Genomic DNA, 26,716 nt, shown 5'->3' on the forward strand with positions numbered 1-26,716 from the left:
GGTCAGCGCTTGGCGAGGTAGGCCGAGTGCACCCAGCCGGTCTTGCCGGCGTAGGACACCTTGCGCCATTCGCCGCTCGACGCCTGGATGACGCCGACGTTCGCGCCCTTCGGGATCAGCAGGATCCGCGCGTTCGCCGTCGAGGGGCCGGTCCGGAGGTTCAGCGCCGCCGTCGCGGCGTAGGTGGGCGGCTTGGGTGCGGGCGCCGGCTTGACGGCCGCGGGTGCCGGCGGCTTCGTCGGCGAGACCAGCGACGCAGACACCCATCCCGACTGCGTGCCGACCTTGACGGGGATGAATCCCGTCGTGATGGTGCCGGGAACGTGGACCACCGCCGTGCCGAGCGGCAGCATCCGGATGGTGGAGTAGCTGGTCGAGGGGCCGGTGCGGAAGTTCACGCCGCCCACGGTGTAGTAGGTGCACGTCGCCGGGGTCGGCTTCGCGTTCACGCGCGACGCCGAGGTGTACAGGTCGACGCCCTTGCCCTTGAGGAAGGCGGCAGCATCCGTCGCCACCGTGCCTGCGGCGGTGGACTTCCACAGCTCCAGGTGGAGGTGGTTTCCGGACGAGGCGCCACTGGTGCCGACCTGGCTGATGCGCTGCCCCGCCTTGACGGTCTGACCGACCTTCACGTGGGTCGTGGACACCCACATGTGCATGTAGACGGCCTTGTACTCGACGCCGCCGATGACGCTGCGCACGGAGATGTAGCCCTCGCGGGAGGTCGTGCCGTCCACCGTCGCGGTCACGGTTCCTCCCGTGATCGCGTAGATGGGAGCGCCGCCCGCGGCCGCCATGTCGACGCCGCGGTGAACCGTGGGGCCGTACCGGACCGGGATGCAGCGGGGCCCGAAGTAGGAGGAGACGGTGTAGCTCTTCGCAGCGAGCGGAAGGCGGTACGCGGGCGCCGGCGTCGGTGTGGGGGTGGGCGTCGGCGTGGGGGTGGGCGTCGGGGTGGGAGTCGTGGTCGGCGTCGGCGTCGGCGTGGGCGCGCTCGGCTGGATCGCGGCGGTGGCGGGCGAGACGCTGCCGAGTGTCAGAGCCGCCGTGGCGGCGACGACGAGCAGAAGATGACGGGTCGATCGCATGGGGTGCACTTCGCAGAGGAGAGGCGGATGGGGAAGTCCGGTCGGGTCCGTGCTGTGAATATTGTCACTTATCGGTGTGTCTGTCCATTCCTGTGACAGAAGTGGCTTATGTGACTCGATTCGCGAAGCCGCCCATCACAGCCGAACTAGGATTGACAGGCCATGACATCGCCTGCTCGTCCTCGCCGCCGCATGACCGGAATCGGCCGTGTCCTCGTCATCGTCTACGGGATCATGGCGCTCGCCGCCACCGGTCGCTCGTTCGTCCAGATCGTGCAGGGCTTCGATGAGGCACCGCTCGCGTACACGCTCTCGGCCGTGTCCGCCGTGGTCTACATCGTGGCGACGCTCGCGCTCGTCTTCGCCGGCTCCCGCGGCTGGTACCTGGTCGCGTGGATCGCGATCGTCTTCGAACTCGTCGGGGTGCTGGTCGTCGGCGCGCTGAGTCTCCTCATCCCCGAGCTCTTCGCCCACCCGAGCGTGTGGTCCTGGTTCGGGCTCGGCTACGTGTTCGTGCCCCTCGTGCTGCCGTTCTTCGGATTGTGGTGGCTCACGACGCACCGTCCCCTCGCGCAGGAGACGGCCGGCGAGCGCGCCGCGGTGGCCTCGTGATCGTCTTCCGCGATCCCGCGGAGGTTCCCGAGGGTTTCGGGCCCTCCGTCGTCGCGATCGGCAAGTTCGACGGCGTGCACTCCGGGCATCGCGCGGTGATCGACCGAGCGAGGGTGGATGCCGCGGAGACCGGGGCCCGCGTGGTCGCCGTGACCTTCGACAGGAATCCGCTGGCGCTCCTCCGCCCCGAGATCTGCCCGGACAGCCTCGTCGGCGCGAACCAGAAGCTCGACCTGCTGGCGCGGGCGGGCGTCGACGCGACGCTGCTGCTGACCTTCGATCGCGCGCTCGCCGATCTCGGCGCGCGCGAGTTCGTCGAGCACGTGCTGGTCGGCGCCCTCGGCGTGCGCATCGTCATGGTCGGAGGCGACTTCCGGTTCGGGCGCGGGGGAGCAGGCACCCCCGCACTGCTGCGGGAGCTCGGTGCGGAGTTCGGGTACGAGGTCGACGTCGTCGACGACGTGCGCGCCATCGACGCCGGGCGCCGGGTGTCCTCGACCTGGGTGCGCGAGCTCCTCGCGGACGGCGACGTCGCAGGAGCCGCGAAGCTCCTCGGCCGCGCACACTCGGTGCGCGGCGAAGTCGTCCACGGTCTCAAGCGCGGGCGCGAACTCGGATTCCCGACCGCCAACCTGTCGTCCGACCTCGAGGGCTTCGTTCCGGCCGAGGGCGTGTACGCGGGGTGGCTGGTCGACCGCGGCGCGCCCCGCGCCGACCGTGACAGCGACCCGCGTTCCAGCATCCGCTATCCCGCCGCGATCAGCATCGGCACCAACCCGACGTTCGCCGACGTCGTGGTGCGGCAGGTCGAGGCGTATGTCCTCGACGAAACCGACCTCGACCTCTACGGGCACACCGTGGAGATCGAGTTCGTGGCGCGCATCCGGGGTATGGTCGCGTTCGAGGGGATCGGCCTGCTCATCGAGCAGATGACCGACGATGTCGTTCAGGTGCGCGAGGAGCTGACATGACCGGTGTGACGGAGCAGACCCGACCCCGTGCGTCCGTTCTGCGTCGCGTGATCGTCGGCGTCATCATCGTCTCGTTCGGGCTTGCCGCCCTCGGCGGCATCGTCGTGCTGCTCGGCGCCGAACTGGGCGATCCGGCATGGAAGGTCCTGGGCACGACGGCACTCGTCGGGGCTTTCAGCGTCGCCGTGCTCTGCTGCGCCTCGCTGCTCGGGAAGCGCCTTCAGGTCATCGGGCTCGTCGGCGCGGTCGTTGCACTCATCGCCGCTGTGCTGTCGATCATCGCGCTGTGGAGCCAGCCGTCCTGGGAGGCGGAGCTGTTCTGGGACGTCCTGTGGACGACGGTGGCGGCTTCGGTGGGCCTGTCGTTCGCCTGCCTGCTCCTGCTCCTGGCGGACCGGCGGCAGCGCGTCGTGCGGATCGGCCTCATCGTCACGCTCGCGCTGTTCGCGCTCGTCTTCGTGCTCGTCGTGTACCCGGTGTGGACCGACGACGCGGGCGGTGAGGCGTACTCGCGCACCCTCGGCATCGCCTCGATCCTCGCGGCCCTCGGCGCCATCGTCGTGCCGGTGCTGTCGCTCCTCCTGCGCGGACGCCCTGACGATGCCGCACCGCGACCGGATGCGCTGTCGCCCTCGACGATCGCCCGGCTCGAGGCCGAGGCGGCGCGACGCGGCGTCACTCCCGATGAGCTGGTGGCAGAGCTCATCTGGCCGGCCACGCCCCCTGCGTAGGCCCGGCGACCCCTAGCCCGGCCAGGGCCGACGCGCCTACGATCGAGCCGTGCACGGCATCGGGCGGCGCGCGCGAACGTGGTCTCGTCCGCCGCAGCCGGGTAGGATTGACGTTTTGCGCGACGGGGCGAGCGATCCTCGCCCCCGCCAGCAGGTTCACCAGACAGAGGGAGCACCATGAGCCGCACCGATCTGCAGACGCTGCCCGAGCGGGCCGTCGCGCTGCTCGGCGGGGAACCCGACGACACGACCCTCCGCCGCTACCTGCACGGACTGCCCGGCGTCGACGCCGTGGGCCTGGAGCAGCGGGCGGCCGGACTCGGCACACGGTCGATCAAGACGTCCTCCAAGGCGTGGGCGCTCGACAAGATCATCGACCTCATCGACCTGACGACCCTCGAGGGCGCCGACACTCCGGGCAAGGTGCGTTCGCTGGTCGCCAAGGCCCTGAACCCGGATGCCTCCGACCCGACGTGCCCGCGCGTGGCCGCGGTATGCGTGTACGGCGACATGGTGCCGTACGCCGTCGAGGCGCTCGGCTCCGCGCACGGCGACCCCGACGACGGTCTCGTGTCGGTGGCGGCGGTCGCGACCGCGTTCCCCAGCGGCCGCTCCTCGCTCGAGATCAAGCTCGCCGACACCGCCGATGCGGTCGCGGCAGGAGCGGACGAGATCGACATGGTGATCGACCGCGGCGCGTTCCTCGCGGGTCGCTATGGACTCGTGTTCGATCAGATCGCCCGGGTGAAGGAGGCCTGCCGTCGAGAGGACGGCACCTACGCCTCGCTCAAAGTGATCCTCGAGACGGGCGAGCTGAACACCTACGACAACGTCAAGCGCGCGTCGTGGCTCTCCATCCTCGCCGGCGGCGACTTCATCAAGACGTCGACGGGCAAGGTGCAGCCTGCCGCCACTCTGCCGGTCACGCTGCTGATGCTCGAGGTCGTGCGCGACTGGCATCGCGCGACCGGCGAGAAGGTCGGCGTGAAGCCGGCGGGCGGCATCCGCACCTCTAAGGACGCGATCAAGTACCTCGTGACCGTCGCCGAGACCGTGGGCGAGGAGTGGCTGCAGCCCCACCTGTTCCGTTACGGCGCGTCGAGCCTGCTCAATGACGTGCTCCTGCAGCGCCAGAAGCTGAAGACCGGTCACTACTCCGGCGCCGACTACGTGACGATCGATTGATAAGCGACGGTATCCCCATGAGTTTCCTCGAGTACGCACCCGCCCCCGAGTCCCGCGCGATCCTGAACCTCCGCGACGAGTACGGGCTCTTCATCGACGGCGAGTTCCGCCCCGGCGGCGGCGAGAGCTTCGCCACCATCTCCCCGGCTGACGAGAAGCACATCGCCACGATCGCCACGGCGAGCGAAGCGGATGTCGCTGCCGCTGTGACAGCCGCGCGCCGCGCCCACGACAAGACGTGGTCGAAGATGAGCGGGCGCGATCGCGGCAAGTACCTCTTCCGCATCGCCCGGCTCGTGCAGGAGCGCGCCCGTGAGCTGGCGGTCGCCGAGAGCCTCGACAACGGCAAGCCGATCAAGGAGTCCCGCGACGTCGACGTGCCGCTGGTCGCCGCCTGGTTCTTCTACTACGCCGGCTGGGCGGACAAGCTCGACTACGCCGGCCTCGGCCCGAACCCCCGCGCGCTCGGCGTCGCGGGCCAGGTGATCCCGTGGAACTTCCCGCTGCTCATGCTCGCGTGGAAGATCGCGCCCGCGCTGGCCGCGGGAAACACCGTCGTCATCAAGCCGGCCGAGACCACGCCGCTGTCGGCACTGATCTTCGCCGAGATCCTGCAGCAGGCCGACCTGCCGCCGGGTGTGGTGAACATCGTCACCGGAGCCGGCGCGACCGGCGCCGCGCTGGTGCGCCACCCCGACGTGAACAAGGTCGCCTTCACCGGCTCGACCCCGGTGGGCCGCGAGATCGCCAAGTCCGTCGCCGGCACCGACAAGAAGCTCACTCTGGAGCTCGGCGGCAAGGCGGCGAACATCGTCTTCGAGGATGCTCCGATCGACCAGGCCATCGAGGGCATCGTCAACGGCATCTTCTTCAATCAGGGCCACGTGTGCTGCGCCGGCAGCCGGCTGCTCGTGCAGGAGTCGATCCACGACGAGGTCGTCGACCGGCTCAAGACGCGCCTGTCGACCCTGCGCCTCGGCGACCCGCTCGACAAGAACACCGACATCGGCGCCATCAACTCCCGCGCGCAGCTGGAGCGCATCCGCGAGCTGAGCCGCATCGGCGAGGAGGAGGGCGCGGAGCGCTGGAGCGCCGACTGCGTCATCCCCGAGAACGGCTTCTGGTTCGCGCCGACGATCTTCACGAACGTGCAGGCCTCCCACCGCATCGCGCGCGACGAGATCTTCGGACCGGTGCTGTCGGTGCTCACGTTCCGCACGCCCGCGGAGGCGATCGAGAAGGCCAACAACACCCCGTACGGCCTCTCGGCTGGCATCTGGACCGACAAGGGCTCGCGGATCCTCGCGGTCGCCGACCGCCTGCGCGCCGGTGTGATCTGGGCGAACACGTTCAACCGATTCGACCCGTCGAGCCCGTTCGGCGGCTACAAGGAGTCCGGCTACGGCCGGGAGGGCGGCCGCCACGGCCTCCTCGCGTACCTGAAGGGAGCGGCGGCGTGAGCAAGCGACTGACCGTGCCGAAGACGTACAAGCTGTTCATCGGCGGGGCGTTCCCCCGCACCGAGTCCGGACGCACCTACGAGGTCGTCTCGGCGAAGGGCGATTTCCTCGCCAACGCCGCCCTCGCCTCGCGCAAGGATGCCCGCGACGCCGTGACCGCCGCCCGCGGTGCGGTGAAGGGGTGGGCCGGCGCGACCGCGTACAACCGCGGCCAGGTGCTCTACCGCGTCGCCGAGCTGCTCGAGGGTCGCCGTGCGCAGTTCGTCGACGAGATCGTGCAGCAGACCGGCGCCTCGAGCTCCGCCGCTCAGGCCGAGGTCGACGAGGCCATCGACCGGTGGGTGTGGTACGCCGGCTGGTGCGACAAGTTCGGTCAGGTCGCAGGCAACGGCAACCCCGTCGCCGGCCCCTACTTCAACATCTCGGTCCCGGAGCCCACGGGCGTCGTGGCCGTCATCGCCCCGCAGGACACCGCGCTCCTGGGGCTCGTGTCGGCGATCGCTCCCGCGCTCGTCTCGGGCAACTCGGTCGTCGTGGTGGCGTCGCAGCGATTCCCGCTGTCGGCGATCAGCCTGGCGGAGGTCCTCGCCACCAGCGACGTGCCGGGCGGCGTGGTGAACGTCCTCACCGGATCGCCCGCCGAACTCGCGCCCTGGCTCGCCTCGCACCCCGACGTGCACGGCCTCGACCTCGTCGGCGCCGGCGACCTGGAATGGGTCGACCTGCAGATCGCGGCCGCCGAGACGCTCACGCGCGTGCTTCCCCCCGAATCGGGGAAGGATGCCGCGGCCCCGAGCCTCGAGCGCATCGCCGCCTTCACCGAGACCAAGACGGTCTGGCACACCAAGAGCCTCGTCTGATCGTTCGCTCCTCACGCGGAGCGACGACGAAGGGCCGGAACCCGCGCACGGGTTCCGGCCCTTCGTTCGATGCGTCAGCCCTGGCAGACCTGGAGGTTCTCCACGGCCGGGCTGAGGGTGGTGGGTCCGCCCAGCAGCACGGCGCCGTTGCTTCGGTGGTCGAGCAGCACCGAAGCGGCCGAGAGGCTCAGGCAGTTCGGCTCGGTCAGGTGCAGCGGGGCACCGAGTGCGCCGGCGAGGACCGTGCCGGCCAACGCGTCGGGGAACTTCGCGCCGGTGGTGAGGATGCCGTAGTCGGGCCGATCGAAGAAGTTGTAGTTGATCAGCATCGCCGTCTCGTAGCGGTTGCCGCCCGCGAAGCGGTAGACGCCCTCGGCGCCCAGGAGCGTCGCGAGATCCTTCTCGATGCCGGCCGAGACCATGTTCGTGCCGCCCGCGATGAACACCTGCTGCACGCCGAGGTCGGTCAGCAGCTTCTTCGTATCGGCGGGGAGCGTCTTGGATCCGCCCTCGACGAGGATGACCGGCGCGCCGATGTGACCTGCGGCGGCGCCGGCGGAGAGCGCGTCGGGGAAGTTCCGGCCGGTCACCATGAACGCGACAGGGGTGTCACCGGCGGGGAAGGCGTCGCGGATGATCATCTCGGCGGTCACGAACCGGTTGGTGCCGCTGAAACGTTCGACGGATGCCGCGGGCAGCGCCTTCTTCACGTCCTTGAAGACGGCGTCGGAGACGGAGTTGGCCTGGCCGAGCACGATCACCCGCTGGGGGGCGAGCTCGATGAGACGCTGCTTGGTGACGGCGGGGAGGACCTTGGGGCTGGTGAGGAGCAGAATGCCCTGCTTCGCGATCGCGGCCGGTCCGGCAGCGAGCGCGTCGGGGTAGTTGGTCCCGTCCGCCAGATACACGGTGTCGACCGTCTCGCCCGGCGCCACGGTCTGCCGCGAGGCCTCGACAGCGGTCCCGAACCGATCCTGACCGGTCAGGCGCCAGACGTCGAACACGCGGGGGGTGAGGACGATCTCGCCGAGCGGGACCGAGCTGCCCTCGGCGACGACGACGTCGTTGCTGTCGTAGAAGTAGCGCGCGTCGTCGTAGTACTCCGAGCCGATGTAGTCGGGGTAGGCGTCGAAGCGGAACGAGTACGTGCCGGCTGCGAGGGAGCCGATCACCCACTCGCCGGTCTCATCGCGGTAGGTCACCGGCGAGGTGTCGGTGACGTCTTCCCAGATCTCCCACTCGACGTCGAGCTTCCAGATGGTGACGACGACGTCGCCCGGAATCGCGAGATTCAGGGGCGCCCCGCCGTCATCGGGCTGGTACACGAGCTTCGAGATGGTCACTTCCGACGTGGCCGCGGCAGCCGCATCGACGTCGGCGACGACACCGCCGTTCGGGGCGAGTGGCTGGACGCCGGCGAGACCGGCGGCCTGCGCGGGCGACGCGAGGGAGAGGGCCGCGCACAGGGCGACGGCGAAAACGGCAAGGCGGGGGGCATGACGGGGATACATAGGGCGGGAGTCCTCTTTACGGGGATGAAAGAACTCTCATCTTCATGATGAGTGGTCGGACTCTAGCATTTGCATCCGGACAGGATTGACCGGACGCGTCATCGCTGTGGAAAACGTGCTCGGCGACTCAGCCGAGATCGAGTCCGCCCCACTGGCCGGGGCGGTTCAGCTCGCCGTAGTGCACCACGAGATCATCGGGTGAGACCGACGCGACGCACGCCAGCAAGGACAGCGTCGGATACCCGTAGGGGCGGTTGTCGCGGATGATCGCCCGATCATCCGTCGGATCGAGTTCGGCGGAACGGCGCAGGACCTCGACCCACGGAATCCACCATACGCGATCACCGGCGGGCGCGGCGGCGCGGAACTCGTCGAGCCATGCGGCGATGCGGGGTGTGCCGGGATCGTCGATGTCGTCGTGCGCGATCATGTGCGTTCCGGGCGGGAGCTCGACGGTGCGAAGCGCCTCGCCGTCCCACGTCGTCACCCGGGCTGCGTGATCGTCCACTTCGACGAGATTGAACCCGTGCGTCGGCGGATCGCCCGCCGGGGAGCGACCGGCCACGGAGTCGAGCACGATACCGCCGCGCGACACGAGCTCCGACTCGGGGCGGGACGAGGCATCCGCTCGATTCAGCAGCACCGCGAGGCGACGGGTGCCGGGGTCGGCGGCCAGCCACGCGCCGCCGGCGCGGACATCGCGCACCCCCACCACCCCGTCGTGCGCCTCGGGCCACCACGGCCCGAGCGGGTTCCACGGGCGCTCCGGATCCTCGTCGCGGATCGCGAGCAGCCGCACGGGCTCCCGGGGCGACTCGGGCACGCGGATGACGACGGTGCACATCGGGTCTTCTCCTGCCTGCGGCGATCCGGGTCGTGCCAAGATCGGAGGGTGTTCGTCGTGGTCGGAGTCACGGGCGGGATCGCCGCCTACAAGTCGGTGCATCTCGTGCGCCTCCTGGTGAAGGAGGGCCACGAGGTGCACGTCGTGCCGACCGCGGACGCGCTGCGCTTCGTCGGCCTGCCGACGTGGGAGGCGATCAGCCGCAACCCGGTCACGACCTCCGTCCACGAGGACGTCGCCCGCGTCCGTCACGTCGCGCTCGGCCAGTCGGCCGATCTCGTGATCGTGGCGCCCGCGACCGCGAACACGCTGGCGAAGATGGCGGCCGGACTGGCGGACGATCTCCTGGGAACGACCCTACTCGCCACCATGGCACCGGTCGTCGTGGCGCCCGCGATGCACACCGAGATGTGGCGGCACCCCGCGACGGTGCACAACATCGCGACGCTGCGCGAGCGCGGCGTGATCACGGTCGGGCCCGACGACGGCGCCCTCACCGGCGGCGACAGCGGCCCGGGACGGATGTCGGAGCCCGAGCAGATCGTGGCCGAGGCGCTCGCGGCGACGGGAGCCCGCAGCGCTGATCTCACCGGAGTGCGGGCGGTCGTATCGGCCGGCGGAACACGCGAGCCCATCGATCCCGTGCGCTTCATCGGCAACCGCTCCAGTGGGAAGCAGGGGATCGCGGTCGCGCTCGCGGCAGCCGATCGGGACGCGGACGTGCTCCTGATCGCCGCGCATGTGGACGAAGGCGTGCTCTCCGAGGCATCCGCCCACCCGCGCGTGGAGGTGGTGCGTGCCGGGACGGCCGCGGAGCTCGCGGCCGCCGTCGGCGACGCCGCGGCAGGGGCTGACGTCGTCGTGATGGCGGCGGCCGTCGCCGACTACCGCGTCGCGGAGGTGTCGGACGCGAAGCTGTCGAAGGATGCCGCGGCCGGGCCGGGCATCACGCTGCACCTCGTCGAGAACGACGACATCCTCGCCGGCCTGGTCCAGAGCCGGCGCGACGGCCAGATCGTCGTGGGATTCGCGGCCGAGACACCCCAGGACGGCGAGACCCTGCTCGACCGCGGACGCCGCAAGGCCGCGCGCAAGGGCGCCGATCTGCTCGCCGTGAACCAGGTGGGCTGGGCGCAGGGATTCGAAGCGGATCGCAACGAGGTGACGCTGCTGGATGCCTCCGGTGAGGTCGTCGCGACGGTGGACGGAACCAAGCGCGCCGTCGCCGACGCGATCTGGGATGCCGTGCGCGGCATCCGCTCCAGAAATAAGTAACAGAAAGGTAACGACGCATGTAGAGTGGGCGCACCGTGTCGACGATGACACGGTGTTCGACCCGGAGGACATGCCCGATGCCCCCTGCCGCGGCATCCGATCGCACCAGCGACCGGACCCACGCTCTGCTCGTCGTCTGCGTGCTCGCGGCCGCCAGCCTGGTGATCGCCTTCCTCGGCGCCAGTCCTGCGCGCGTGAGCGCCACGGAGCTCATGGGGGATCCGCGCACGCCCGGAGACGCGGCGTTCATCGCCAGTCACCGCGGCGGCGGCGCCACCGCACCCGAGAACACCCTCCCCGCCATCGCGGCCGCGCTGGCCGGCGGGTTCGACTACGTCGAGGTCGACGTCGCGCTCACGGCCGACGGGCACCCCGTGCTTCTCCATGACCGCAAAGTGGATCGCACGACCGACGGCACCGGGCCGCTCGCCGAGCTGACGCTCGCCGAGGTCCGCGCCCTCGACGCCGGCTCGTGGTTCGATCCGGCGTACGCGGGCACGCGGGTGCCGACGCTCGCCGAGTTCCTCGACGTGCTCGCCGCCGCGCGAGGGCGCGCGATCGTCGAGCTCAAGGGCACGTGGGATGCCGCAGCCGTCGCCCGCGCGATCGATGAGATCGCCGCGCGAGACCTCGAGCGCAGCGTCGCCCTCGCGAGCTTCGACGCCCGCACGCTCGCCCTGTGTGCGACCGAGTCCGAGGTCGTCTCGCGCCTGCTCATCCTCAAGCACCTCCCGAAGGACGCCGCGGCCGCCGCCGCGGAAGCCGGAGTGCGCGGCATCGTCGTCTCGCGCAAGGCTGTGCTCGAGCGACCCGAAGTCGTCGAGGAGATCCACGCCGCGGGTGGGCGCATCGTCGTCTACACGCTCAACGACGACGCGCAGTGGGATGCGGTCACCGCGCTCGGCGTGGACGGCATCGTGACCGACGACCCGCACCTGCTGTCGCAGTGGCAGGCGGCGTCGGCCGGCCACGAGCGCGTCGGCCCATGACCGCGGCGCGTCCCTCGGATTTCCCCGCGCGGGCGTCGTAGGGTCGAGAGGTCCTACGAGCACGGAGGCAGGATGCTGCACGATCGACGTCGGATCGCGGTCCGTTCCCTGGGCACGATCGGCCTACTGGCCGTCGCGGCCGCCCTCATCGTGGGCTGCCGCCCCGAGGCGGGCCCCGGCTCCACGGGAGATCCGACGCCGTCGATCTCGACGCGTCCCACCGGTGCCTCGCCGACGCCGATCGAGACGGAACTGCCCGGTGCAGGATTCGAGGTCCCGGCGTCGTGCGAAGACGTCTACTCCGCGGCCATGCTCAGCAGTCTCACCGCCGACAACCCGCCGCTCAACGACCCGGACGTGACGATGCTCTCGACGCAGGACATCGACCTCAACCAGATCATCGACGGGGGCGCGGCGACCCTCCGCTGCTCGTGGGGGCTGCCCGGCGAGTACGGGCTGGCGACGAACGTCACCGCGATCGATGCCGAGCAGGGAGAGTTCATCCTCGCGGAGCTCGCCGCGTCGGGGGCGGCGTGCGAGCCCCTCGGGAGCGGCACGGTGTGCCGGTTCGAGCAGAAGGGCGTCACCCAGGACGACCAGGTTTACACCAGCGGCGAGACCCACTACGTGGGTGACGGCGGCTGGGTGTCGACGTCGTGGCTCAACTTCGCGCCGGAGGGTTACACCGAGGACATCGTGGATACGGTCTGGGGCTGAGCCACCGGCATCCGCTAGACTGACACCCGGGGAATCCGCTGTCGATGTCGCAGCTCGCTGAAGCGAGTGCCCGCGGCCGACGGTGAGAGCACCCGCCCCGTGTTCGCGACGGCGTCCGCGCCGCCAGCGGGAGCATCGCAGTCGTTTCGGTGTCCGCACCGATTCATCGCCGGTTCGCCGGCATTCACGCTCAGGAGGAGCATGCCGCCCACGGCACCCGCCCAGACGTCGGCGCAGCGCCGCCGCAAGTCTTCGGCCGCACGTCGAGACGACGAGGCGCCCATCATCCCGATCCTCGCGCGCAAGGTGCGCGAGGTCGAGGCCAAAGCCCAGCGAGGCAAGCTCGGTCCGACGAACCGCGTCAAGTTCCAGGTCATCGCGTTCCTGGTGCGCGAGGAGCGCGCCCGTGTTAAGAGCGACACCGCGGTGACGGATGCCGCGCGCGCCGAGCTGCTCAAGCGGCTCGACGGCGTCGCCACCATCCTCGCCAAGACGGCGGCACGCGACACGTCGCTCATCCAGCTGCTCGAAGTCGATCAGGCCGCCTCGCCGGTCGCGCGACGCATGCGCCGCGACTGGCTGCTCGAGTCGGGTGCGGAGCTGCCCCCGGACGAGCTCATCATCACCGACGCGGCCCCGGTCGCGGCCACGGTCGTCCCCGCCGCGCTGGCCGAGCGTCAGGTCGTGCCGCTGCAGGTGGAATCGCGCCGCGAGTCCAACCCGTTCCTCGCGCCCGACCTCTCCCTCCGCGCCCCGAAGCCGACGCCGCGCCGCCGTCTCGACGGCTGGGAGCTCATGGGTCCGCTCTACAAGGCGTTCGAGACCGGTGCCGGCGGCGGTGCCGCCACCATGGACCTTCCGCCCGTGCCCGAGTTCGACAGGCTCTCTCCCAAAGGCCTCGAGATCATGGTGCACCAGTCGCGCTTCCTCGAGTCCGTGCGCGAGGGCCACCGCACCTTCCTCCTGGCCGACGAGCCGGGACTCGGAAAGACCGCGGAGTCCGTGCTCGCGGCATCCGTCGCCGGCGCCTATCCGCTGCTGGCAGTCGTGCCCAACGTCGTCAAGATGAACTGGGCCCGCGAGGTGGAGCGCTGGACGCCCCACCGCCGCGCGACGGTCATCCACGGTGACGGCGAGGCCATCGATGCGTTCGCGGACGTCTTCATCGTCAACTACGAGGTCCTCGACCGGCATCTGTCCTGGCTCGGCGACCTGGGCCTGAAGGGCATGGTGGTCGACGAGGCGCACTTCATCAAGAACCTCTCGTCGCAGCGCTCGCAGAACGTCCTCGCGCTCGCCGCACGCATCCGCGAGCAGGTGCGCAACCCGCTGCTGCTCGCGCTGACGGGAACCCCGCTCATCAACGACGTCGAGGACTTCGACGCGATCTGGCGGTTCCTCGGCTGGACGACCGGCGAGAAGCCCGGTCCCGCGCTGATGGAGAAGCTCGACGACACGGGTCTCACCCCGGCCGACAAGGCGTTCTACCCCGAGGCCCGCGACGCGGTGATCTCGATGGGCATCGTGCGTCGCAAGAAGAAGGACGTCGCCGCCGACCTGCCCGACAAGCTCATCGCCGACCTCCCGGTCGAGCTGGACGACGAGTTCGGCCGCTCGATCCGTCAAGCGGAGCGCGAACTCGGCGAGCGACTGGCCGCGCGCTACCGCCGCATCATCGAGGCCCGCGGCGACCGCGGCCTCGCGCCCGGCGAGATCGACGGCGACATCGTGCGTCTCGTGGCGCAGAACGAGCTCGAGGAGTCCAAGGCCGCCGGGACCGGCTCCGAGAACGTGTTCACCATGGTGCGCAAGATCGGCCAGGCCAAGGCGCTCCTCGCGGCGGACTACGCCGTGCAGCTGCAGCGCTCGGTCGGCAAGGTCGTGTTCTTCGCCAAGCACATCGATGTGATGGATGCCGCAGAGGCGCACTTCGCGGGCGCCGGCCTGCGCACGGTGTCGATCCGCGGTGACCAGACGACGCCGGTCCGCCAGCAGGCGATCGACGACTTCAACAACGACGAGGGCGTGGGGATCGCGGTCTGCTCGCTGACCGCGGCAGGCGTCGGGCTCAACATGCAGGCGGCGTCCAACGTGGTGCTCGCCGAACTCTCGTGGACGGCCGCCGAGCAGACGCAGGCGATCGACCGCGTGCACCGCATCGGCCAGGACGAGCCGGTCACGGCGTGGCGCATCATCGCCGCGCACACGATCGACACGAAGATCGCCGAGCTGATCGACTCCAAGCAGGGGCTCGCCCAGCGGGCGCTCGACGGCGAGGCCGTCGACCCGCAGTCGAGCGACTCGGTGCAGCTGTCGGCGCTCATGCACCTCACGCGCCAGGCACTCGGCGCGGACTGACAGACGGCGCGGCCGACCCCGTCTCGACGGGGATCGGCCGCGGCGGCGCGTGTGGCAGGGTGCGGCATCCGGGCACTAATGTCGGGTGAGGCAGCGTCGCCGACCCTCTTCTCCCTACAGCGAGGACCACAGCCATGAAGATCGGCATCCTGACGAGCGGTGGCGACTGCCCCGGACTCAACGCGGTCATCCGCGGCGTCGTCCTCAAGGGGACCACGTCGTACGACCTGGAGTTCGTCGGCATCCGCGACGGCTGGCGCGGCGTGGTCGATGCGGACTTCTTCCCGCTGACCCGTCACGAGGTGAAGGGCCTGTCGAAGGTCGGCGGCACGATTCTCGGCACGAGCCGCACCAACCCGTACGAGGGTCCCCGCGGCGGGGCCGAGAACATCGCCAAGACCCTCTACGGCCACCGGATCGACGGCATCATCGCGATCGGCGGCGAGGGCACCCTGGCAGCTGCCAACCGCCTGGCCAACGACGGCATCAATGTGCTGGGCGTGCCGAAGACGATCGACAACGACCTCCGCGCGACCGACTACTCGTTCGGCTTCGACACGGCGGTGAACATCGCCACCGACGCGATGGACCGCCTCCGCACCACGGGGGACTCGCACCAGCGCTGCATGGTGGCTGAGGTCATGGGGCGCCACGTCGGGTGGATCGCCCTGCACGCGGGCATGGCCGCAGGCGCCCACGCGATCTGCATCCCCGAGGTGCCGATGTCGATCGACGAGATCTGCGACCTCGTCTCCAAGGCTCACGACCGCGGCCGCGCACCCCTCATCGTCGTCTCCGAGGGCTTCAAGCTGAAGGGTCAGGACGAGGCGTTCTCCGACAAGGGGCTCGACGCCTTCAACCGTCCGCGTCTCGGCGGGATCAGCGAGGTGCTCGCGCCCGAGATCGAGCGGAGGACGGGCATCGAGACCCGCTCGACGGTGCTCGGACACATCCAGCGCGGCGGCTCGCCCTCCGGCTTCGACCGCGTGCTCGCCACGCGGCTGGGCCTGCACGCGGCCGACGCGGTCGTCGACGGGGCGTGGGGCCAGATGGTGGCCATGCGCGGCACCGACATCGTGCGCGTGCCGTTCGCCGAGGCCCTCGGCGAGCTCAACACCGTGCCGCTCTACCGCTACGAAGAGGCCGCCGCCCTCTTCGGCTGAGTCGGCTGCGCCATGCGTGCCGCCGGCTGCGCCATGCGTGCCGCAGGAGAAATCGGCTGTGCAGGACGATCCTGGACAGATCGTCCTGTGTAGCGGATTCCTCCTGCGCTGGGGACGCGCTGCGCCTCCTCCACAAGGCGGAGGTTCGGCGCAGCGCCTCACATCTGCGCGGTCCCGGAGGTGGCCGGATGCCGCGGCCACAATCATCGTCGGATGCGATCAGTTGACGAGCTCGCGCGACGGCTCGAGTCACGCGGCGGAGCGATGCGCACCGAGGACGCTCGCCAAGAGGGTTTCACGGTGCACGGCATCCGGCGGGCCGTCGCGGAAGGCGTCGCCGAGCGCGTGCGGAAGCGCTGGATCGTCTCGGCGACGTGCGACCCCGACATCCGCTGCGCGGTCGAGGCCGGCGGCCGGCTGACCTGCCTCACCGCGGCGAAGCGTGCCGGGCTCTGGACTCCCGATCACGACGCGATCCATCTCGCGGTACCGCCGACCGCGGCGCGCGTCGACCAGATCGGCCTCCGAGTCCATTGGAGCAGGGGTCCGGCGCCCGTGCCCTCCGGTTCTGTCACCGACAGTCTCATCAACGTCCTGTTCCACGTGGCCAGATGCGTCCCGCCGCTGGAGGCGTTGGCTGTGTGGGAATCCGCGGTGCGCTCCCGCGCCGTCGACCCACTCGTCCTGAAGCGGGTCGAATGGCGCAGCGAGGCCGCGCGAAGGCTGGCGGCGGAGTCCTCCGACCTGTCCGATTCCGGGATCGAGACGCGATTCCTGATCCTCATGCGCACCAGTGGGATCACGGTGCGGCAGCAGGTGCGGCTCATCGGCCATCACGTGGACGGACTGATCGGGCGACGATTGATCGTTCAGCTCGACGGATTCGCCCACCATCAGGCGGCCGATCGTCGGCGCGACATCCGTCACGACGCCGACCTGGTGCTGCGGGGCTTCACGGTGCTGCGGTTCGACTACTACCAGGTGCTGTTCCAGCCCGACGCCGTTGTCGCGACCGTCCAGATGGCCATCGCCCAGGGGCTCCACCGCTGAGTGCCGGGAGTGCGTGCCACGATCCGTAGCCAGGAGAAATCCGCACGACAGGATGCTGGCCGTGCAGATCGTCCTGCCCATCGGATTTCTCCTGCGCAGCGAACGCGACAGCAGCGGCGGGACGGGCGAGCGGATGCCGCGCCGCGCCGATGCCGCGCCGCGCCGTCGCCGCAGGGTCAGGCGTCGGCGACGCCGAGGACGTCGAGCAGCCAGGCCAGTTCGAACGCCCGCTCGCGCCAGGCGTTGTAGCGGCCGGAGACGCCGCCGTGACCGGCGACCATCTCGCACTTGAGCAGGGCGTCGGCTCCGACCTCGCGAAGACGTGCGACCCACTTCGCCGGCTCGACGTAGAGCACGCGGGTGTCGTTGAGCGACGTCACGGCGAGGATCTTCGGGTACGCGGCATCCGTTCGCACGTTCTCGTACGGCGAGTACGACTTCATGTACGCGTAGACGCCGGCGTCGTGCAGCGGGTCGCCCCACTCGTCCCACTCGATCACGGTCAGGGGGAGCGACGGATCGAGGATCGTCGTGAGCGCGTCGACGAAGGGCACGTCCGCCAGCACGCCCGCGAACAGCTCGGGCGCGAGGTTGGCGACGGCGCCCATGAGGAGTCCTCCCGCAGACCCGCCCTCGGCGACCATCTGCGACGGCGTGGTGTAGCCGCCGTCGACCAGATGCCGGGCGCAGTCGACGAAGTCGGTGAACGTGTTGCGCTTGTGGAGGAGCTTGCCGTCCTCGTACCACTGACGCCCCATCTCGCCGCCTCCGCGCACGTGAGCGACCGCGAAGATCACGCCGCGGTCGAGTTCCGAAAGGCGCGGCACCGAGAAGCCGGGTTCGATCGAGTGCTCGTACGAGCCGTAGCCGTACAGGTGCAGCGGCCGCGGGGTCTCGCCGGCCTCGCCGAACGACCGCTTCCACACGAGCGAGAGCGGGATCTGCGTGCCGTCCTGGGCCGTGGCCCACACGCGGGCCTGCGCGTAGGCCTCCGGGTCGTACCCGCCGAGGACGGGCTGGCGCTTGCGCAGGAGCAGGTCGCCGCTGGCCAGGTCGTAGTCGTACACCGTGCCGGGGGTCGTGAACGACCCGTAGCCGATGCGCAGCAGCGGCGGCGCCCACTCGGGGTTTCCGCCGGAGCCGACGGCGTAGAGCGGTTCGTCGAACTCCAGCTCGTCCACGGCGCCGGTGGTGTAGTCGAGCAGACCGAGCCGGGGGAGCCCGCCACGGCGATAGCCCACGACACCCCAGTCGCGGAACGTCGAGACGCCGAGCAGCCGGTGTCCGGCGCGATGGGGGATCACGACGGTGCGCTCGCCGCGGGGATCGGATGCTGCGACCCGCACGAGCTCGAAGTCCAGCGCGCCGTCGTTGTGCAGCACGAAGAGCACGTCCTCGCCGTCGATGACGGCGTGGGACGACTCGTACTCGACCCCCTCGGATCGCGGCCACACCACACGCGGCTCGGAGCGCAGGGCCGCGGCATCCACCAGCCATTCCTCCGACGTGATGGACGACCCCACCTCGATCATGAGGTAGCGGTCGCTGCGGGTGAAGCCGGCCCCGACCCAGTACCGCTCGTCGGGTTCGTGGAACAGCTTCTCGTCGCTGTCGACCGGGGTGCCCAGCTCGTGGAGCCACACGGTGTCGGGTCGCCATGCGTCGTCGACCGTGGTGTACACGATGAAGCGCCCGTCGGGCGAGAACGTGGCCCCGGCGAAGGTGCCGGGGATCTCGTCGGGCAGCTGCCGGCCGGTCTCCACGTTGCGCACGCGCACGGTGTAGCGCTCATCGCCGGCGACGTCGACGCCGTAGAGCATGAGGGTGCCGTCGTTGGAGATCTCGAAGCTGCCGAGCGAGAAGAACTCGTGGCCGTCGGCCTCGACGTTGCCGTCGAGGAGGATCTGCTCGCCGGGCACGTCGACGTCGGGGGAGAGCTCGGGGGGCGTCCAGTCGTCGGGGGAGGCGAGCGGCGATCGGCACTGGATGCCGTACTGCTTGCCCTGGAGCGTGCGGCCGTAGTACCACCACTCGCCGCGGCGCGTGGGCACCGACAGGTCGGTCTCGAGGGTGCGGCCCTTGATCTCGTCGAAGATCTTCGCGCGCAGGCCGTCGAGGTGCGCGGTGCGCTGCTGCGTGTACGCGTTCTCGGCCTCGAGGTGGGCCAGGACGGCGGCATCCTCTTTGGCGCGCAGCCACTCGTAGCGGTCTTCGACGTCGTCGCCGTGATGGCTGCGGACGACGGGCCGGGAGTCGGCGACGGGGGCGGATGCTGCGGCGGGGGTGTCGTGGACGGTCACGGTCCCACGGTAGCCGCGTCGGAGCGTGACGGGACCCTCGTTCCACACCCCGTCCCGAGTTGACCGAAGGGCGGGGCGGTGTAAGGATTCTTTCTGGCCGGTTGCCGGTTCCTGAACTCACGGTGAACTGTTCGTTCGTCACGCCGATCCCGTCGGCATCTTCTCCACATCCCCTTACGGAAAGCGAACGGTGGAAACCGCAACCCTCATCATCGTGCTGGTCATCGCACTCGCGTTGTTCTTCGACTTCACGAACGGTTTCCACGACACTGCGAACGCGATGGCGACGCCCATCGCGACGGGTGCGCTCAAGCCCAAGACCGCGGTGCTCCTCGCTGCGCTGCTGAACCTCGTCGGCGCGTTCCTGTCGACGGAGGTGGCGCAGACGATCTCCGGCGGGATCATCAAGGAATCCGAGATCTCCGCGACCATCTTCCCGGAGATCATCTTCGCCGGACTCATCGGCGCGATCACCTGGAACATGCTGACCTGGCTCCTCGGGCTTCCGTCGTCGTCGTCGCACGCCCTCTTCGGCGGCCTGATCGGCGCCACGATCGTCGGCGTCGGCGTCATGGCGATCGACTTCGGGGTGGTGATGTCGAAGGTGATCCTTCCGGCGATCATCGCGCCGCTCACCGCGGGCATCATCGCGTTCACGGCCACCAAGATCGCCTACGCGATCACGCGTCGCTACGACAGCAAGCCCGACGGCCGGGACGGATTCCGCGTCGGACAGATCTTCACGTCCTCGCTGGTCGCGCTCGCGCACGGCACCAACGACGCGCAGAAGACGATGGGCATCATCACCCTCCTCCTGATCACGTCGGGCCTGCAGTCGGCGAGCAACCCCGAGCCGCAGACGTGGGTCATCTTCGCGTGCGCCATCACGATCGCCCTCGGCACCTACATGGGCGGCTGGCGCATCATCCGCACGCTCGGCAAGGGACTCACCGACGTGAAGCCCGCCCAGGGCTTCGCGGCCGAGAGCTCGACGGCCTCGACCATCCTGGCCTCCAGCGCGCTCGGCTTCGCGCTGTCGACCACGCAGGTGGCGTCCGGCTCGGTCATCGGCTCGGGTCTGGGGCGCCGCGGCGCGACGGTGCGCTGGCGCACCGCCGGCCGCATCATGGTCGGCTGGCTGCTGACGCTCCCCGCCGCGGGCACTGTGGGCGCGCTCGCCGCGCTGCTGGTCGTCTGGCTGCCCGTGTGGGGCGTCATCATCGACGCGATCATCGCGGTGCTCATCATCCTGTTCCTCTTCATGCGCTCCCGCCGCGATGAGGTCACCGCCGCCAACGCGATGAGCGAGGTCGCCGACTCCGGCAAGGCCGTCAAGGTCAAGCGCAACCCGCCGCCGACGCGCCGTCAGCGCGCCATCGTCCGCGAAGAGGCGCGTCAGCGAGCGGCGCAGGATGCCGAGGCCAAGAGGTCTGCCAAGGCCGCGAAGGCCGCCGAGCGATCTGGACGCGGACCGACGAACGGGGGCGACGCGTGATCGTCATCAACTGGCTGGCCTTCGTCCAGGTGTTCATCGCCGCCTTCATCGCCGCGACGATCGTCGTCGCCGCCTATGCGACCGGACTGCGCCTGCTCGTCCGCGCCGGCCGCGCGCCCGTCGTGGCACCGGCAGAGTTCACGGATGCGATCACCGTGATCACCGAGAAGGAAGCGCGGAGGGCTGAGAAGGCCGCCGCGAAGGCCGCCAAGCGCAGTCCGCTCACCGACGGCCAGAAGCGCGTGGCGCTCGTCGGCGCCTACCTGTCGTTCGGTGTCGCGGGGGCGGCCGTCCTCGGCGGACTGCTGCTCATCGTCTTCAACCACTGAGCCCGTCGGAGCCCGGCCGTAGGCTGGGGGAATGGTCGCCACGCCTCCCTCTGCCGCCGGGGCCGCGGCATCCGTCCCGTTCGGGCAGTACGCCCCCGCGAAGCGCACGCTGCTGCATCTGAGCGACACCCACCTGCTCGCCGGCAACCGTGCGCTCGCCGACCGGTTCGACACGGCCGCGAACCTGCGGCTGACGCTCGAGGCCGCAGAGGCCACGGGCATCCGCCCCGATGCCATCGTCTTCACCGGCGACCTCACCGACCTCGGTGAGCCCGAGGCCTACGTCGCCCTCCGCGAGGCGGTCGAGCCGGTCGCCGCCCGTCTGGGTGCACCGGTGATCTGGGTCGCGGGGAACCACGACGAGCGGCCCGCGCTGCGACGCGACCTGCTGGGGCTCGAGCCCACCGAGCAGCCCGTGACCGGCGTGTGGGACCTCGGGGGTCTGCGGCTCGTGGTGCTGGACTCCACGGTCCCGGGGTGGCACCACGGCGATCTCGACGCCGCCCAGCTCGCGTGGCTCGCCGACGTGCTGGCCACTCCCGCCCCGCTCGGCACGGTGCTGGCGATGCACCATCCGCCGCTGCCGTCGCACGTGCCGCTCTTCGACATCCTCGAGCTGCGCGACCAGAGCCGCCTCGCCGAGGTGATCGCCGGCACCGACGTGCGTGCGATCCTCGCCGGCCACCTGCACTACTCGACGAGCGGCCTCTTCGCGGGCGTTCCGGTCAGCGTCGCCGCCGCCACCTGCTACACGATGAATCTCGCGCGGCCGGCGGCCGAGGTGAACGGCATGGATGCCGGGCAGTCGTTCCACCTCGTGCACGTCTACGACGACACGATCACCCACGCCGTCGTGCCCGTGGTCGATGCGCCGACGGGCGACTTCTTCTCCGCGGAGTGGGTGGAGCGGATGTCGCACCTCACGCCCGAGCAGCGTCTCGAGGCCTTCTCCCGCAAACCCGCGCGATAGACGCGGCGTATAGGGGAGCGCGACGGATGTACCCGGAGTACACCGGCGCCGCTGCGGGTCCGCGCGTAGGGTTGAAGAGTTCCCACACCGCCGTGACCAACCCACAAGGACCAGCACCATGGCTCTGGACGCAATGACGCGCACTCGCACCGAGACCGACTCCCTGGGATCCCTCGAGATCCCCGCCGACGCGTATTGGGGGATCCACACCGCCCGCGCGCTGGAGAACTTCCCCATCTCGAAGCGGCCGATCTCGGTCTACAAGGACCTCGTCGTCGCCCTCGCGATGGTGAAGCAGGCCTCCGCCCGCGCCAACCGCGAGATCGGCGTGCTCGATCCCGCGAAGGCCGACCTCATCGACCGTGCCGCGCAGCTCGTGATCGACGGCGAGCACCACGACCAGTTCGTCGTCGGCGTGATCCAGGGTGGCGCCGGCACGTCGACGAACATGAACGCGAACGAGGTCATCACCAACATCGCGCTCGAGCTCGCCGGGCGCGAGAAGGGCGACTACGCCTTCCTCTCGCCGATCGACCACACCAATCGCAGCCAGTCGACGAACGACGTCTACCCGACCGCGATCAAGGTCGGCCTCGGCCTCGACCTGCGCTCACTGCTGGACGAACTCGATCTGCTGCGCAAGGCGTTCCTCGCCAAGGCCGTCGAGTTCCACGACGTCCTGAAGGTCGGACGGACGCAGCTGCAGGATGCCGTGCCGATGACCCTGGGGCAGGAGTTCCACGGCTTCGCGACGACACTCGGCGAGGACTACAGCCGCCTCAACGAGAACGCCTACCTCCTCTACGAGATCAACATGGGCGCGACGGCGATCGGCACCGGCATCACGACGCATCCCGCCTACAGCGCGGCCGTGCTGCGCCACCTGCGCGAGATCAGCGGCCTCGATCTCGATCTCGCGACCGACCTCGTCGAGTCGACGAGCGACACCGGCGCGTTCATGTCGTTCTCCTCGTCGCTCAAGCGCAACGCGATCAAGATGTCGAAGATCTGCAACGATCTGCGGCTGCTGTCGTCGGGTCCGCAGGCGGGCTTCGGCGAGATCAATCTCCCCGCCCGCCAGGCGGGTTCCAGCATCATGCCCGGCAAGGTCAACCCCGTCATCCCCGAAGTGGTGAACCAGGTCGCCTTCGCCGTCGCGGGCGCCGACCTCACCGTCACGATGGCCGTCGAGGGCGGGCAGCTGCAGCTGAACGCGTTCGAGCCCGTCATCGCGCACTCGATCTTCCAGTCGATCACCTGGATGCGGCGGGCGATGTGGACCCTGCGCGTGAACTGCGTCGACGGCATCACGGCCAACCGCGAGCGTCTCGGTGCGATGGTCGGCTCGTCCGTCGGCGTCGTGACCGCGCTGACGCCCTTCATCGGGTACGCCGCCTCCGCCGCGCTGGCCAAGACGGCGCTGCTGACGGGCCGCAACGTCGGCGATCTCGTCGTCGAGGCCGGCCTCATGTCGGCCGAGGACGTCGCCAAGCAGCTCTCTCCGGCACGGCTGTCGGGCCTCGAGGTGATCACCGCCGCCATTCCGGTGATTCCACCCGTGGACGAGCCGCTCGTCGTCGACGACCCGCAGATCTGACGCGCGACGCGCCGTGTCGGCGCGGTCGTTGCCTGGCCGATGCGTCGCCCGATACGGTCGTGCACAGGCCCACGTGAGAGGAACACGCATGACCGATCCGCAGAACCCCAACGACCCGGCGTCGAACATTCCGCCGGCACCGCCCGCCTATGGCGCTGCGCAGCCGCAGTACGGCTCATCCCCGCAGCCGCAGTACGGCGCCGCACCCCAGTACGCGGCGGCGCCGCCGCCCGCCTACGGCGCCCCGGCGAACGCCCCCGTTCCCGGGCGGACGATGGGCATCATCGCGTTCGTCCTGTCGATCGTCCTGAGCACGCTGGCGATCATTCCGCTGATCCTCGGCATCGTGGCGCTCGTCCAGAGCAAGAAGGCCGGGCGCGGCAACGGCTGGGCGATCGCGGCCATCATCATCAGCGCGATCGCGATCGTCGTCGGAATCATCGTGCTGTTCGCGCTCGTGATCCCGTCGTTCTCCGCGGCCAGCACGTGCATCGCCAACCCCGACGCGACCGTCACGGTCTGGGGCGTGCAGGTTCCGTGCAGCGAGGTCGTGAACACGACCCCCTGATCGCGATCCCTTTTCGAGGGCGGTCAGCCAGCCGGCGGGCCGCCCTCGCCCGTGCGGGCGAGGTCTCAGTCGAGGATGCGGCAGTGCGTGGTCAGCTCGCCGATGCCGTCGATCCCGACGGTGACCGTCGACCGGTCGCGGATGAAGACCTGCGGGTCGCGCGAGTAGCCGGCCCCGCCGGGGGAGCCGGTCGAGATGAGCGTTCCCGGGAGCAGCGTGGCGGACGTGGAGAGGTGCGCGATGAGGGTCGCGACGGAGCGGACCATCTGGTTGGTCGACGCGTCCTGCATCGTGTGACCGTCGAGCACCGTCCAGATGTGGAGGTCCTGCGGGTCGGGGATCTCGTCCCGCGTCACGACGAAGGGTCCGGTCGGGGTGAAGCCGTCGAAGGACTTGCAGCGCGACCACTGCGCCTCGGAGTACTGGATGTCGCGCGCGGTGATGTCGTTGACCACGGTGTAGCCCCACACGTGGTCGAGTGCGTCGTCGGCCGAGACGTCCTTGGCGGGCGTGCCGATGATGACGCCCAGCTCGGCCTCGTAGTCGATGGACTCGCTCAGCGAGCGGGGCCACGTCGTCGTCCCGTCGTGGCCGGTGAGCGAGTTCGGCCACAGCACGAACACGGTCGGGGTCGAGTCGGTCTTCAGGCCGAGCTCGCTCGAGTGCGCGGCGTAGTTCAGGCCGATCGCGAGGATCACCGGCGGGTTGAGCAGCGCGGACGCGTAACGGTGATCCGAGAGCGGATGCCGCGCCCCGGCATCCGCCGTCTCGCGCACGCGCTCGAGCAGAGCGTCGCCGCCGGCGATGAGGTCCTCGAGGCGTCGCGGTGCCCCGTCGAACAGCTCATCGACGAACACGGCGTCATCGCCGTCCACGAGGACGAGGCGAGGGTCGCCCTGGCCAGGCCGGGTCACATGGGCGAAACGCATTCCTCCAACCTACCGGCCGCACGCATCGGGGTCCGGGCGTCGGGCGGCCATAGGCTGAGCGCATGACGCACGCGCAGGGCGACGACCGGCCATCGCTGGTGCCGCCCGACTTCCCGTCGGCCCTCGCCCAGCCCCGGCAGGCGACGCCGGCCGTCATCCCCACGGCCACGGTGTCTCCCGCCGTGGTGCCGGTGCTTCCGCGACCGGGTCGCACCGCGCCGATCTGGATCGCCGGCATCCTGGTGGTCGTCCTCGTGGCCCTCGTCGGCTACTTCCTCAACGCGATCGGTCCGGCGGCGTCGCTCATCGGCATGCTCCTCGCGCTCATCCCGCTCGCGGGTGTGCTGGTCGCCGTGAGGATCGTCGACCGGTGGGAGCCGGAGCCCCGCAGCCTGGTGATCTTCGCCGTGGCGTGGGGCGCGATCGCGGCGGTCGGCATCGCGCTCGGCGTCGACGTCCTCCTGACGATGGTGTTCGGTCGAGCCGCGAGCCCCGAGGCCGAGGCGGTGTCCGCCATCATCCAGGCGCCGATCGTCGAGGAGTTCGGCAAGGGGCTCGGCGTGTACATCATCTTCCTCGTCGCCCGGCGGGCCTTCGACGGACCGGTCGACGGCATCGTCTACGGGGCGCTGATCGGCGCCGGCTTCGCGTTCACCGAGAACATCCAGTACTTCGCGATCAGCTTCCTCGAGGGCGGCGCCGCCGACACCACGATCACGTTCTTCATGCGCGGCATCCTGTCGCCCTTCGCGCATGTCATGTTCACGAGCGTCACCGGGTTCGCGCTGGGGCTCGCGGCTCGCAGGGGCTCGCGCGGCGGGCGCGCCTTCGGCGCCTGGATCGTCGGGATGATCGGCGCCACGATCCTCCACGCCATCTGGAACGCCTCCGCGGTGCTCGGCGACTTCTGGGGGCTCTACCTGACGCTGCAGGTTCCGCTGTTCGTGGGCTTCATCCTCGGCATCATCGCGCTGCGCCGTGAGGAGTCGCGCCTGACCCGTCGACGGCTGGGGGAGTACGCCGCCGCCGGCTGGTTCACGCCTCAGGAGGCCGACATGCTCGCGACGGGCGCCGGCCGCAAGGCCGGTCTCGCATGGGCCGCAACGCTGCGAGGCGATCGCACGGCGCTGATGAAGGGCTTCATCGCGGATGCCACGGCCCTCGCGGCCGCGCGACAGCGCGCGATCACCGGACGCGACCCGAGCGCCGCCGAGGACGAGCGGATCCTCCTCCAGCGAGCGACCGCGGCACGCGCCGCGCTCTTCGCTCCGTAGGGCACGGATGAGCATCGACGACCCGGGATTCGAACCTGCCTCGCTCTATCTGGAGGCGAGCCTCGTTCCACGCGGCGGCCCCGTGTGGGCGAGGGCGCTGCGGACGGTCGCCACCATCGCCGCGGGCTTCGCGGGGGATCTCGAGGCCGGCCCGTCCGAGACCGACCTCATCGTGGTGCGCCTCGAGACCGGACGCGAGGTGCTGCGCGTGTCTGCCGGCACCGTCGCGGAGGCGGATCTGCTGCTCCAGCGCGTGCGCCGCGATCTCGCCGGGAAGAGCGTCGCGGACTTCGTCGCGGAGTGGCGGGCGTAGGCGCGAGGGGGTTGACACCTTCGCACCCGCCCCGGCATCCTGAGGGCAGATCAACTCAGCGCCCGGTTGTAACGCAGGCATCGCCGCGACACCGGGCGCTGAGTCTTGTCATGAGGGCCTGTCGCGT

General features: G+C 70.2%; 24 protein-coding genes. 19 read left to right on the forward strand and 5 right to left on the reverse strand.

The features are described 5' to 3' along the window. Window positions 1-2: 2 nt before the first annotated feature. Window positions 3-1,088, reverse strand: a complete 1,086-nt coding sequence (locus OL358_RS11395; RefSeq protein WP_264710083.1) for a peptidoglycan DD-metalloendopeptidase family protein — start codon at window positions 1,086-1,088, stop codon at window positions 3-5. A 162-nt stretch (window positions 1,089-1,250) separates the two neighbouring features. Between OL358_RS11395 and OL358_RS11400 the strand changes: the two genes are divergently transcribed. From OL358_RS11400 to OL358_RS11425, 6 genes are all read left to right on the forward strand, one after another. Continuing rightward, window positions 1,251-1,700, forward strand: a complete 450-nt coding sequence (locus tag OL358_RS11400) for a hypothetical protein (protein ID WP_264710084.1) — start codon at window positions 1,251-1,253, stop codon at window positions 1,698-1,700. Next, window positions 1,697-2,671 carry a bifunctional riboflavin kinase/FAD synthetase gene (locus tag OL358_RS11405; protein ID WP_264710085.1) on the forward strand — a complete coding sequence of 325 codons (975 nt, stop codon included), beginning with the start codon at window positions 1,697-1,699 and terminating at the stop codon, window positions 2,669-2,671. The genes OL358_RS11400 and OL358_RS11405 overlap by 4 nt, the downstream gene beginning before the upstream one ends. Next, the gene (locus OL358_RS11410; RefSeq protein ID WP_264710086.1) at window positions 2,668-3,402 is read left to right on the forward strand and encodes a hypothetical protein; all 735 of its coding nucleotides are present in this window, start codon (window positions 2,668-2,670) and stop codon (window positions 3,400-3,402) included. Before OL358_RS11405 ends, OL358_RS11410 begins: the two co-directional genes overlap by 4 nt. Window positions 3,403-3,579: 177 nt before the next feature. After that, window positions 3,580-4,587 carry a deoxyribose-phosphate aldolase gene (gene deoC / locus OL358_RS11415; RefSeq protein WP_264710087.1) on the forward strand — a complete coding sequence of 336 codons (1,008 nt, stop codon included), beginning with the start codon at window positions 3,580-3,582 and terminating at the stop codon, window positions 4,585-4,587. Window positions 4,588-4,604: 17 nt separating this feature from the next. Next, complete coding sequence (locus OL358_RS11420; protein ID WP_264710088.1) at window positions 4,605-6,047, forward strand: aldehyde dehydrogenase family protein; 1,443 nt, start codon at window positions 4,605-4,607, stop codon at window positions 6,045-6,047. Then, complete coding sequence (locus OL358_RS11425; protein ID WP_264710089.1) at window positions 6,044-6,907, forward strand: aldehyde dehydrogenase family protein; 864 nt, start codon at window positions 6,044-6,046, stop codon at window positions 6,905-6,907. The genes OL358_RS11420 and OL358_RS11425 overlap by 4 nt, the downstream gene beginning before the upstream one ends. Window positions 6,908-6,981: 74 nt before the next feature. Here the strand turns inward: OL358_RS11425 and OL358_RS11430 are convergent, their stop codons facing one another. Next, complete coding sequence (locus tag OL358_RS11430) at window positions 6,982-8,418, reverse strand: cell wall-binding repeat-containing protein (protein WP_264710090.1); 1,437 nt, start codon at window positions 8,416-8,418, stop codon at window positions 6,982-6,984. Window positions 8,419-8,545: 127 nt separating this feature from the next. Beyond that, the gene (locus OL358_RS11435) at window positions 8,546-9,262 is read right to left on the reverse strand and encodes an NRDE family protein (protein ID WP_264710091.1); all 717 of its coding nucleotides are present in this window, start codon (window positions 9,260-9,262) and stop codon (window positions 8,546-8,548) included. Window positions 9,263-9,310: 48 nt separating this feature from the next. Between OL358_RS11435 and coaBC the strand changes: the two genes are divergently transcribed. From coaBC to OL358_RS11465, 6 genes are all read left to right on the forward strand, one after another. After that, window positions 9,311-10,537, forward strand: coding sequence for a bifunctional phosphopantothenoylcysteine decarboxylase/phosphopantothenate--cysteine ligase CoaBC (coaBC, locus tag OL358_RS11440; protein ID WP_264710092.1), 1,227 nt, complete (start codon window positions 9,311-9,313; stop codon window positions 10,535-10,537). Window positions 10,538-10,614: 77 nt separating this feature from the next. Continuing rightward, on the forward strand, window positions 10,615-11,526 hold the full coding sequence (locus OL358_RS11445) for a glycerophosphodiester phosphodiesterase (RefSeq protein ID WP_264710093.1): 912 nt from the start codon (window positions 10,615-10,617) through the stop codon (window positions 11,524-11,526). Window positions 11,527-11,598: 72 nt separating this feature from the next. Continuing rightward, the gene (locus OL358_RS11450; RefSeq protein WP_264710094.1) at window positions 11,599-12,243 is read left to right on the forward strand and encodes a hypothetical protein; all 645 of its coding nucleotides are present in this window, start codon (window positions 11,599-11,601) and stop codon (window positions 12,241-12,243) included. A gap of 201 nt (window positions 12,244-12,444) precedes the next feature. Continuing rightward, complete coding sequence (locus OL358_RS11455) at window positions 12,445-14,601, forward strand: DEAD/DEAH box helicase (RefSeq protein WP_264710095.1); 2,157 nt, start codon at window positions 12,445-12,447, stop codon at window positions 14,599-14,601. A 134-nt stretch (window positions 14,602-14,735) separates the two neighbouring features. Then, window positions 14,736-15,764, forward strand: coding sequence for an ATP-dependent 6-phosphofructokinase (locus tag OL358_RS11460; protein ID WP_264710096.1), 1,029 nt, complete (start codon window positions 14,736-14,738; stop codon window positions 15,762-15,764). 213 nt (window positions 15,765-15,977) lie between these two features. Beyond that, complete coding sequence (locus OL358_RS11465) at window positions 15,978-16,814, forward strand: type IV toxin-antitoxin system AbiEi family antitoxin domain-containing protein (protein ID WP_264710097.1); 837 nt, start codon at window positions 15,978-15,980, stop codon at window positions 16,812-16,814. Window positions 16,815-16,990: 176 nt separating this feature from the next. On the opposite strand, the gene OL358_RS11470 is transcribed toward OL358_RS11465, so the two are convergent. Beyond that, window positions 16,991-19,114 (reverse strand): S9 family peptidase, encoded by a 2,124-nt coding sequence (locus tag OL358_RS11470; RefSeq protein ID WP_264710098.1) that lies wholly within the window; start codon window positions 19,112-19,114, stop codon window positions 16,991-16,993. Between the two features lie 190 nt (window positions 19,115-19,304). Here OL358_RS11470 and OL358_RS11475 point away from each other — a divergent pair, with 190 nt between their 5' ends. The 5 genes from OL358_RS11475 to OL358_RS11495 all read left to right on the forward strand — a co-directional run bounded on the left by OL358_RS11475 (window position 19,305) and on the right by OL358_RS11495 (window position 24,073). Further along, window positions 19,305-20,609 (forward strand): inorganic phosphate transporter, encoded by a 1,305-nt coding sequence (locus OL358_RS11475; RefSeq protein ID WP_264710099.1) that lies wholly within the window; start codon window positions 19,305-19,307, stop codon window positions 20,607-20,609. After that, window positions 20,606-20,938, forward strand: a complete 333-nt coding sequence (locus OL358_RS11480; RefSeq protein WP_264710100.1) for a peptidase — start codon at window positions 20,606-20,608, stop codon at window positions 20,936-20,938. Before OL358_RS11475 ends, OL358_RS11480 begins: the two co-directional genes overlap by 4 nt. 31 nt (window positions 20,939-20,969) lie before the next feature. Then, window positions 20,970-21,908 carry a phosphodiesterase gene (locus tag OL358_RS11485; protein ID WP_264710101.1) on the forward strand — a complete coding sequence of 313 codons (939 nt, stop codon included), beginning with the start codon at window positions 20,970-20,972 and terminating at the stop codon, window positions 21,906-21,908. Between the two features lie 118 nt (window positions 21,909-22,026). Further along, window positions 22,027-23,505 carry an aspartate ammonia-lyase gene (locus OL358_RS11490; protein ID WP_264710102.1) on the forward strand — a complete coding sequence of 493 codons (1,479 nt, stop codon included), beginning with the start codon at window positions 22,027-22,029 and terminating at the stop codon, window positions 23,503-23,505. Window positions 23,506-23,593: 88 nt separating this feature from the next. Then, complete coding sequence (locus OL358_RS11495) at window positions 23,594-24,073, forward strand: DUF4190 domain-containing protein (RefSeq protein ID WP_264710103.1); 480 nt, start codon at window positions 23,594-23,596, stop codon at window positions 24,071-24,073. Between the two features lie 65 nt (window positions 24,074-24,138). Here OL358_RS11495 and OL358_RS11500 read toward each other — a convergent pair whose 3' ends face one another. Then, window positions 24,139-25,002, reverse strand: coding sequence for a fumarylacetoacetate hydrolase family protein (locus OL358_RS11500; protein ID WP_264710104.1), 864 nt, complete (start codon window positions 25,000-25,002; stop codon window positions 24,139-24,141). Between the two features lie 62 nt (window positions 25,003-25,064). Between OL358_RS11500 and OL358_RS11505 the strand changes: the two genes are divergently transcribed. Further along, window positions 25,065-26,276, forward strand: coding sequence for a PrsW family intramembrane metalloprotease (locus tag OL358_RS11505; protein WP_264710105.1), 1,212 nt, complete (start codon window positions 25,065-25,067; stop codon window positions 26,274-26,276). A 7-nt stretch (window positions 26,277-26,283) separates the two neighbouring features. After that, window positions 26,284-26,589 carry a hypothetical protein gene (locus tag OL358_RS11510; RefSeq protein ID WP_264710106.1) on the forward strand — a complete coding sequence of 102 codons (306 nt, stop codon included), beginning with the start codon at window positions 26,284-26,286 and terminating at the stop codon, window positions 26,587-26,589. Window positions 26,590-26,716 lie beyond the last annotated feature (127 nt).

The sequence above is a fragment of the Microbacterium sp. SSM24 genome (assembly GCF_025989145.1).
GTDB lineage: Bacteria > Actinomycetota > Actinomycetes > Actinomycetales > Microbacteriaceae > Microbacterium.

Excerpts from the sequence above, each read along its gene's own strand:
- OL358_RS11465 (WP_264710097.1), top strand. The coding sequence starts at position 15,978 with ATGCGATCAGTTGACGAGCTCGCGCGACGGCTCGAGTCACGCGGCGGA.
- OL358_RS11490 (WP_264710102.1), top strand. The coding sequence starts at position 22,027 with ATGGCTCTGGACGCAATGACGCGCACTCGCACCGAGACCGACTCCCTG.
- OL358_RS11455 (WP_264710095.1), top strand. The coding sequence starts at position 12,445 with ATGCCGCCCACGGCACCCGCCCAGACGTCGGCGCAGCGCCGCCGCAAG.
- OL358_RS11410 (WP_264710086.1), top strand. The coding sequence starts at position 2,668 with ATGACCGGTGTGACGGAGCAGACCCGACCCCGTGCGTCCGTTCTGCGT.
- OL358_RS11460 (WP_264710096.1), top strand. The coding sequence starts at position 14,736 with ATGAAGATCGGCATCCTGACGAGCGGTGGCGACTGCCCCGGACTCAAC.
- deoC (WP_264710087.1), top strand. The coding sequence starts at position 3,580 with ATGAGCCGCACCGATCTGCAGACGCTGCCCGAGCGGGCCGTCGCGCTG.
- OL358_RS11510 (WP_264710106.1), top strand. The coding sequence starts at position 26,284 with ATGAGCATCGACGACCCGGGATTCGAACCTGCCTCGCTCTATCTGGAG.
- OL358_RS11485 (WP_264710101.1), top strand. The coding sequence starts at position 20,970 with ATGGTCGCCACGCCTCCCTCTGCCGCCGGGGCCGCGGCATCCGTCCCG.
- OL358_RS11505 (WP_264710105.1), top strand. The coding sequence starts at position 25,065 with ATGACGCACGCGCAGGGCGACGACCGGCCATCGCTGGTGCCGCCCGAC.
- OL358_RS11445 (WP_264710093.1), top strand. The coding sequence starts at position 10,615 with ATGCCCCCTGCCGCGGCATCCGATCGCACCAGCGACCGGACCCACGCT.
- OL358_RS11420 (WP_264710088.1), top strand. The coding sequence starts at position 4,605 with ATGAGTTTCCTCGAGTACGCACCCGCCCCCGAGTCCCGCGCGATCCTG.
- OL358_RS11430 (WP_264710090.1), bottom strand. The coding sequence starts at position 8,418 with ATGTATCCCCGTCATGCCCCCCGCCTTGCCGTTTTCGCCGTCGCCCTG.
- OL358_RS11500 (WP_264710104.1), bottom strand. The coding sequence starts at position 25,002 with ATGCGTTTCGCCCATGTGACCCGGCCTGGCCAGGGCGACCCTCGCCTC.
- OL358_RS11400 (WP_264710084.1), top strand. The coding sequence starts at position 1,251 with ATGACATCGCCTGCTCGTCCTCGCCGCCGCATGACCGGAATCGGCCGT.
- OL358_RS11395 (WP_264710083.1), bottom strand. The coding sequence starts at position 1,088 with ATGCGATCGACCCGTCATCTTCTGCTCGTCGTCGCCGCCACGGCGGCT.
- OL358_RS11450 (WP_264710094.1), top strand. The coding sequence starts at position 11,599 with ATGCTGCACGATCGACGTCGGATCGCGGTCCGTTCCCTGGGCACGATC.
- OL358_RS11435 (WP_264710091.1), bottom strand. The coding sequence starts at position 9,262 with ATGTGCACCGTCGTCATCCGCGTGCCCGAGTCGCCCCGGGAGCCCGTG.
- OL358_RS11495 (WP_264710103.1), top strand. The coding sequence starts at position 23,594 with ATGACCGATCCGCAGAACCCCAACGACCCGGCGTCGAACATTCCGCCG.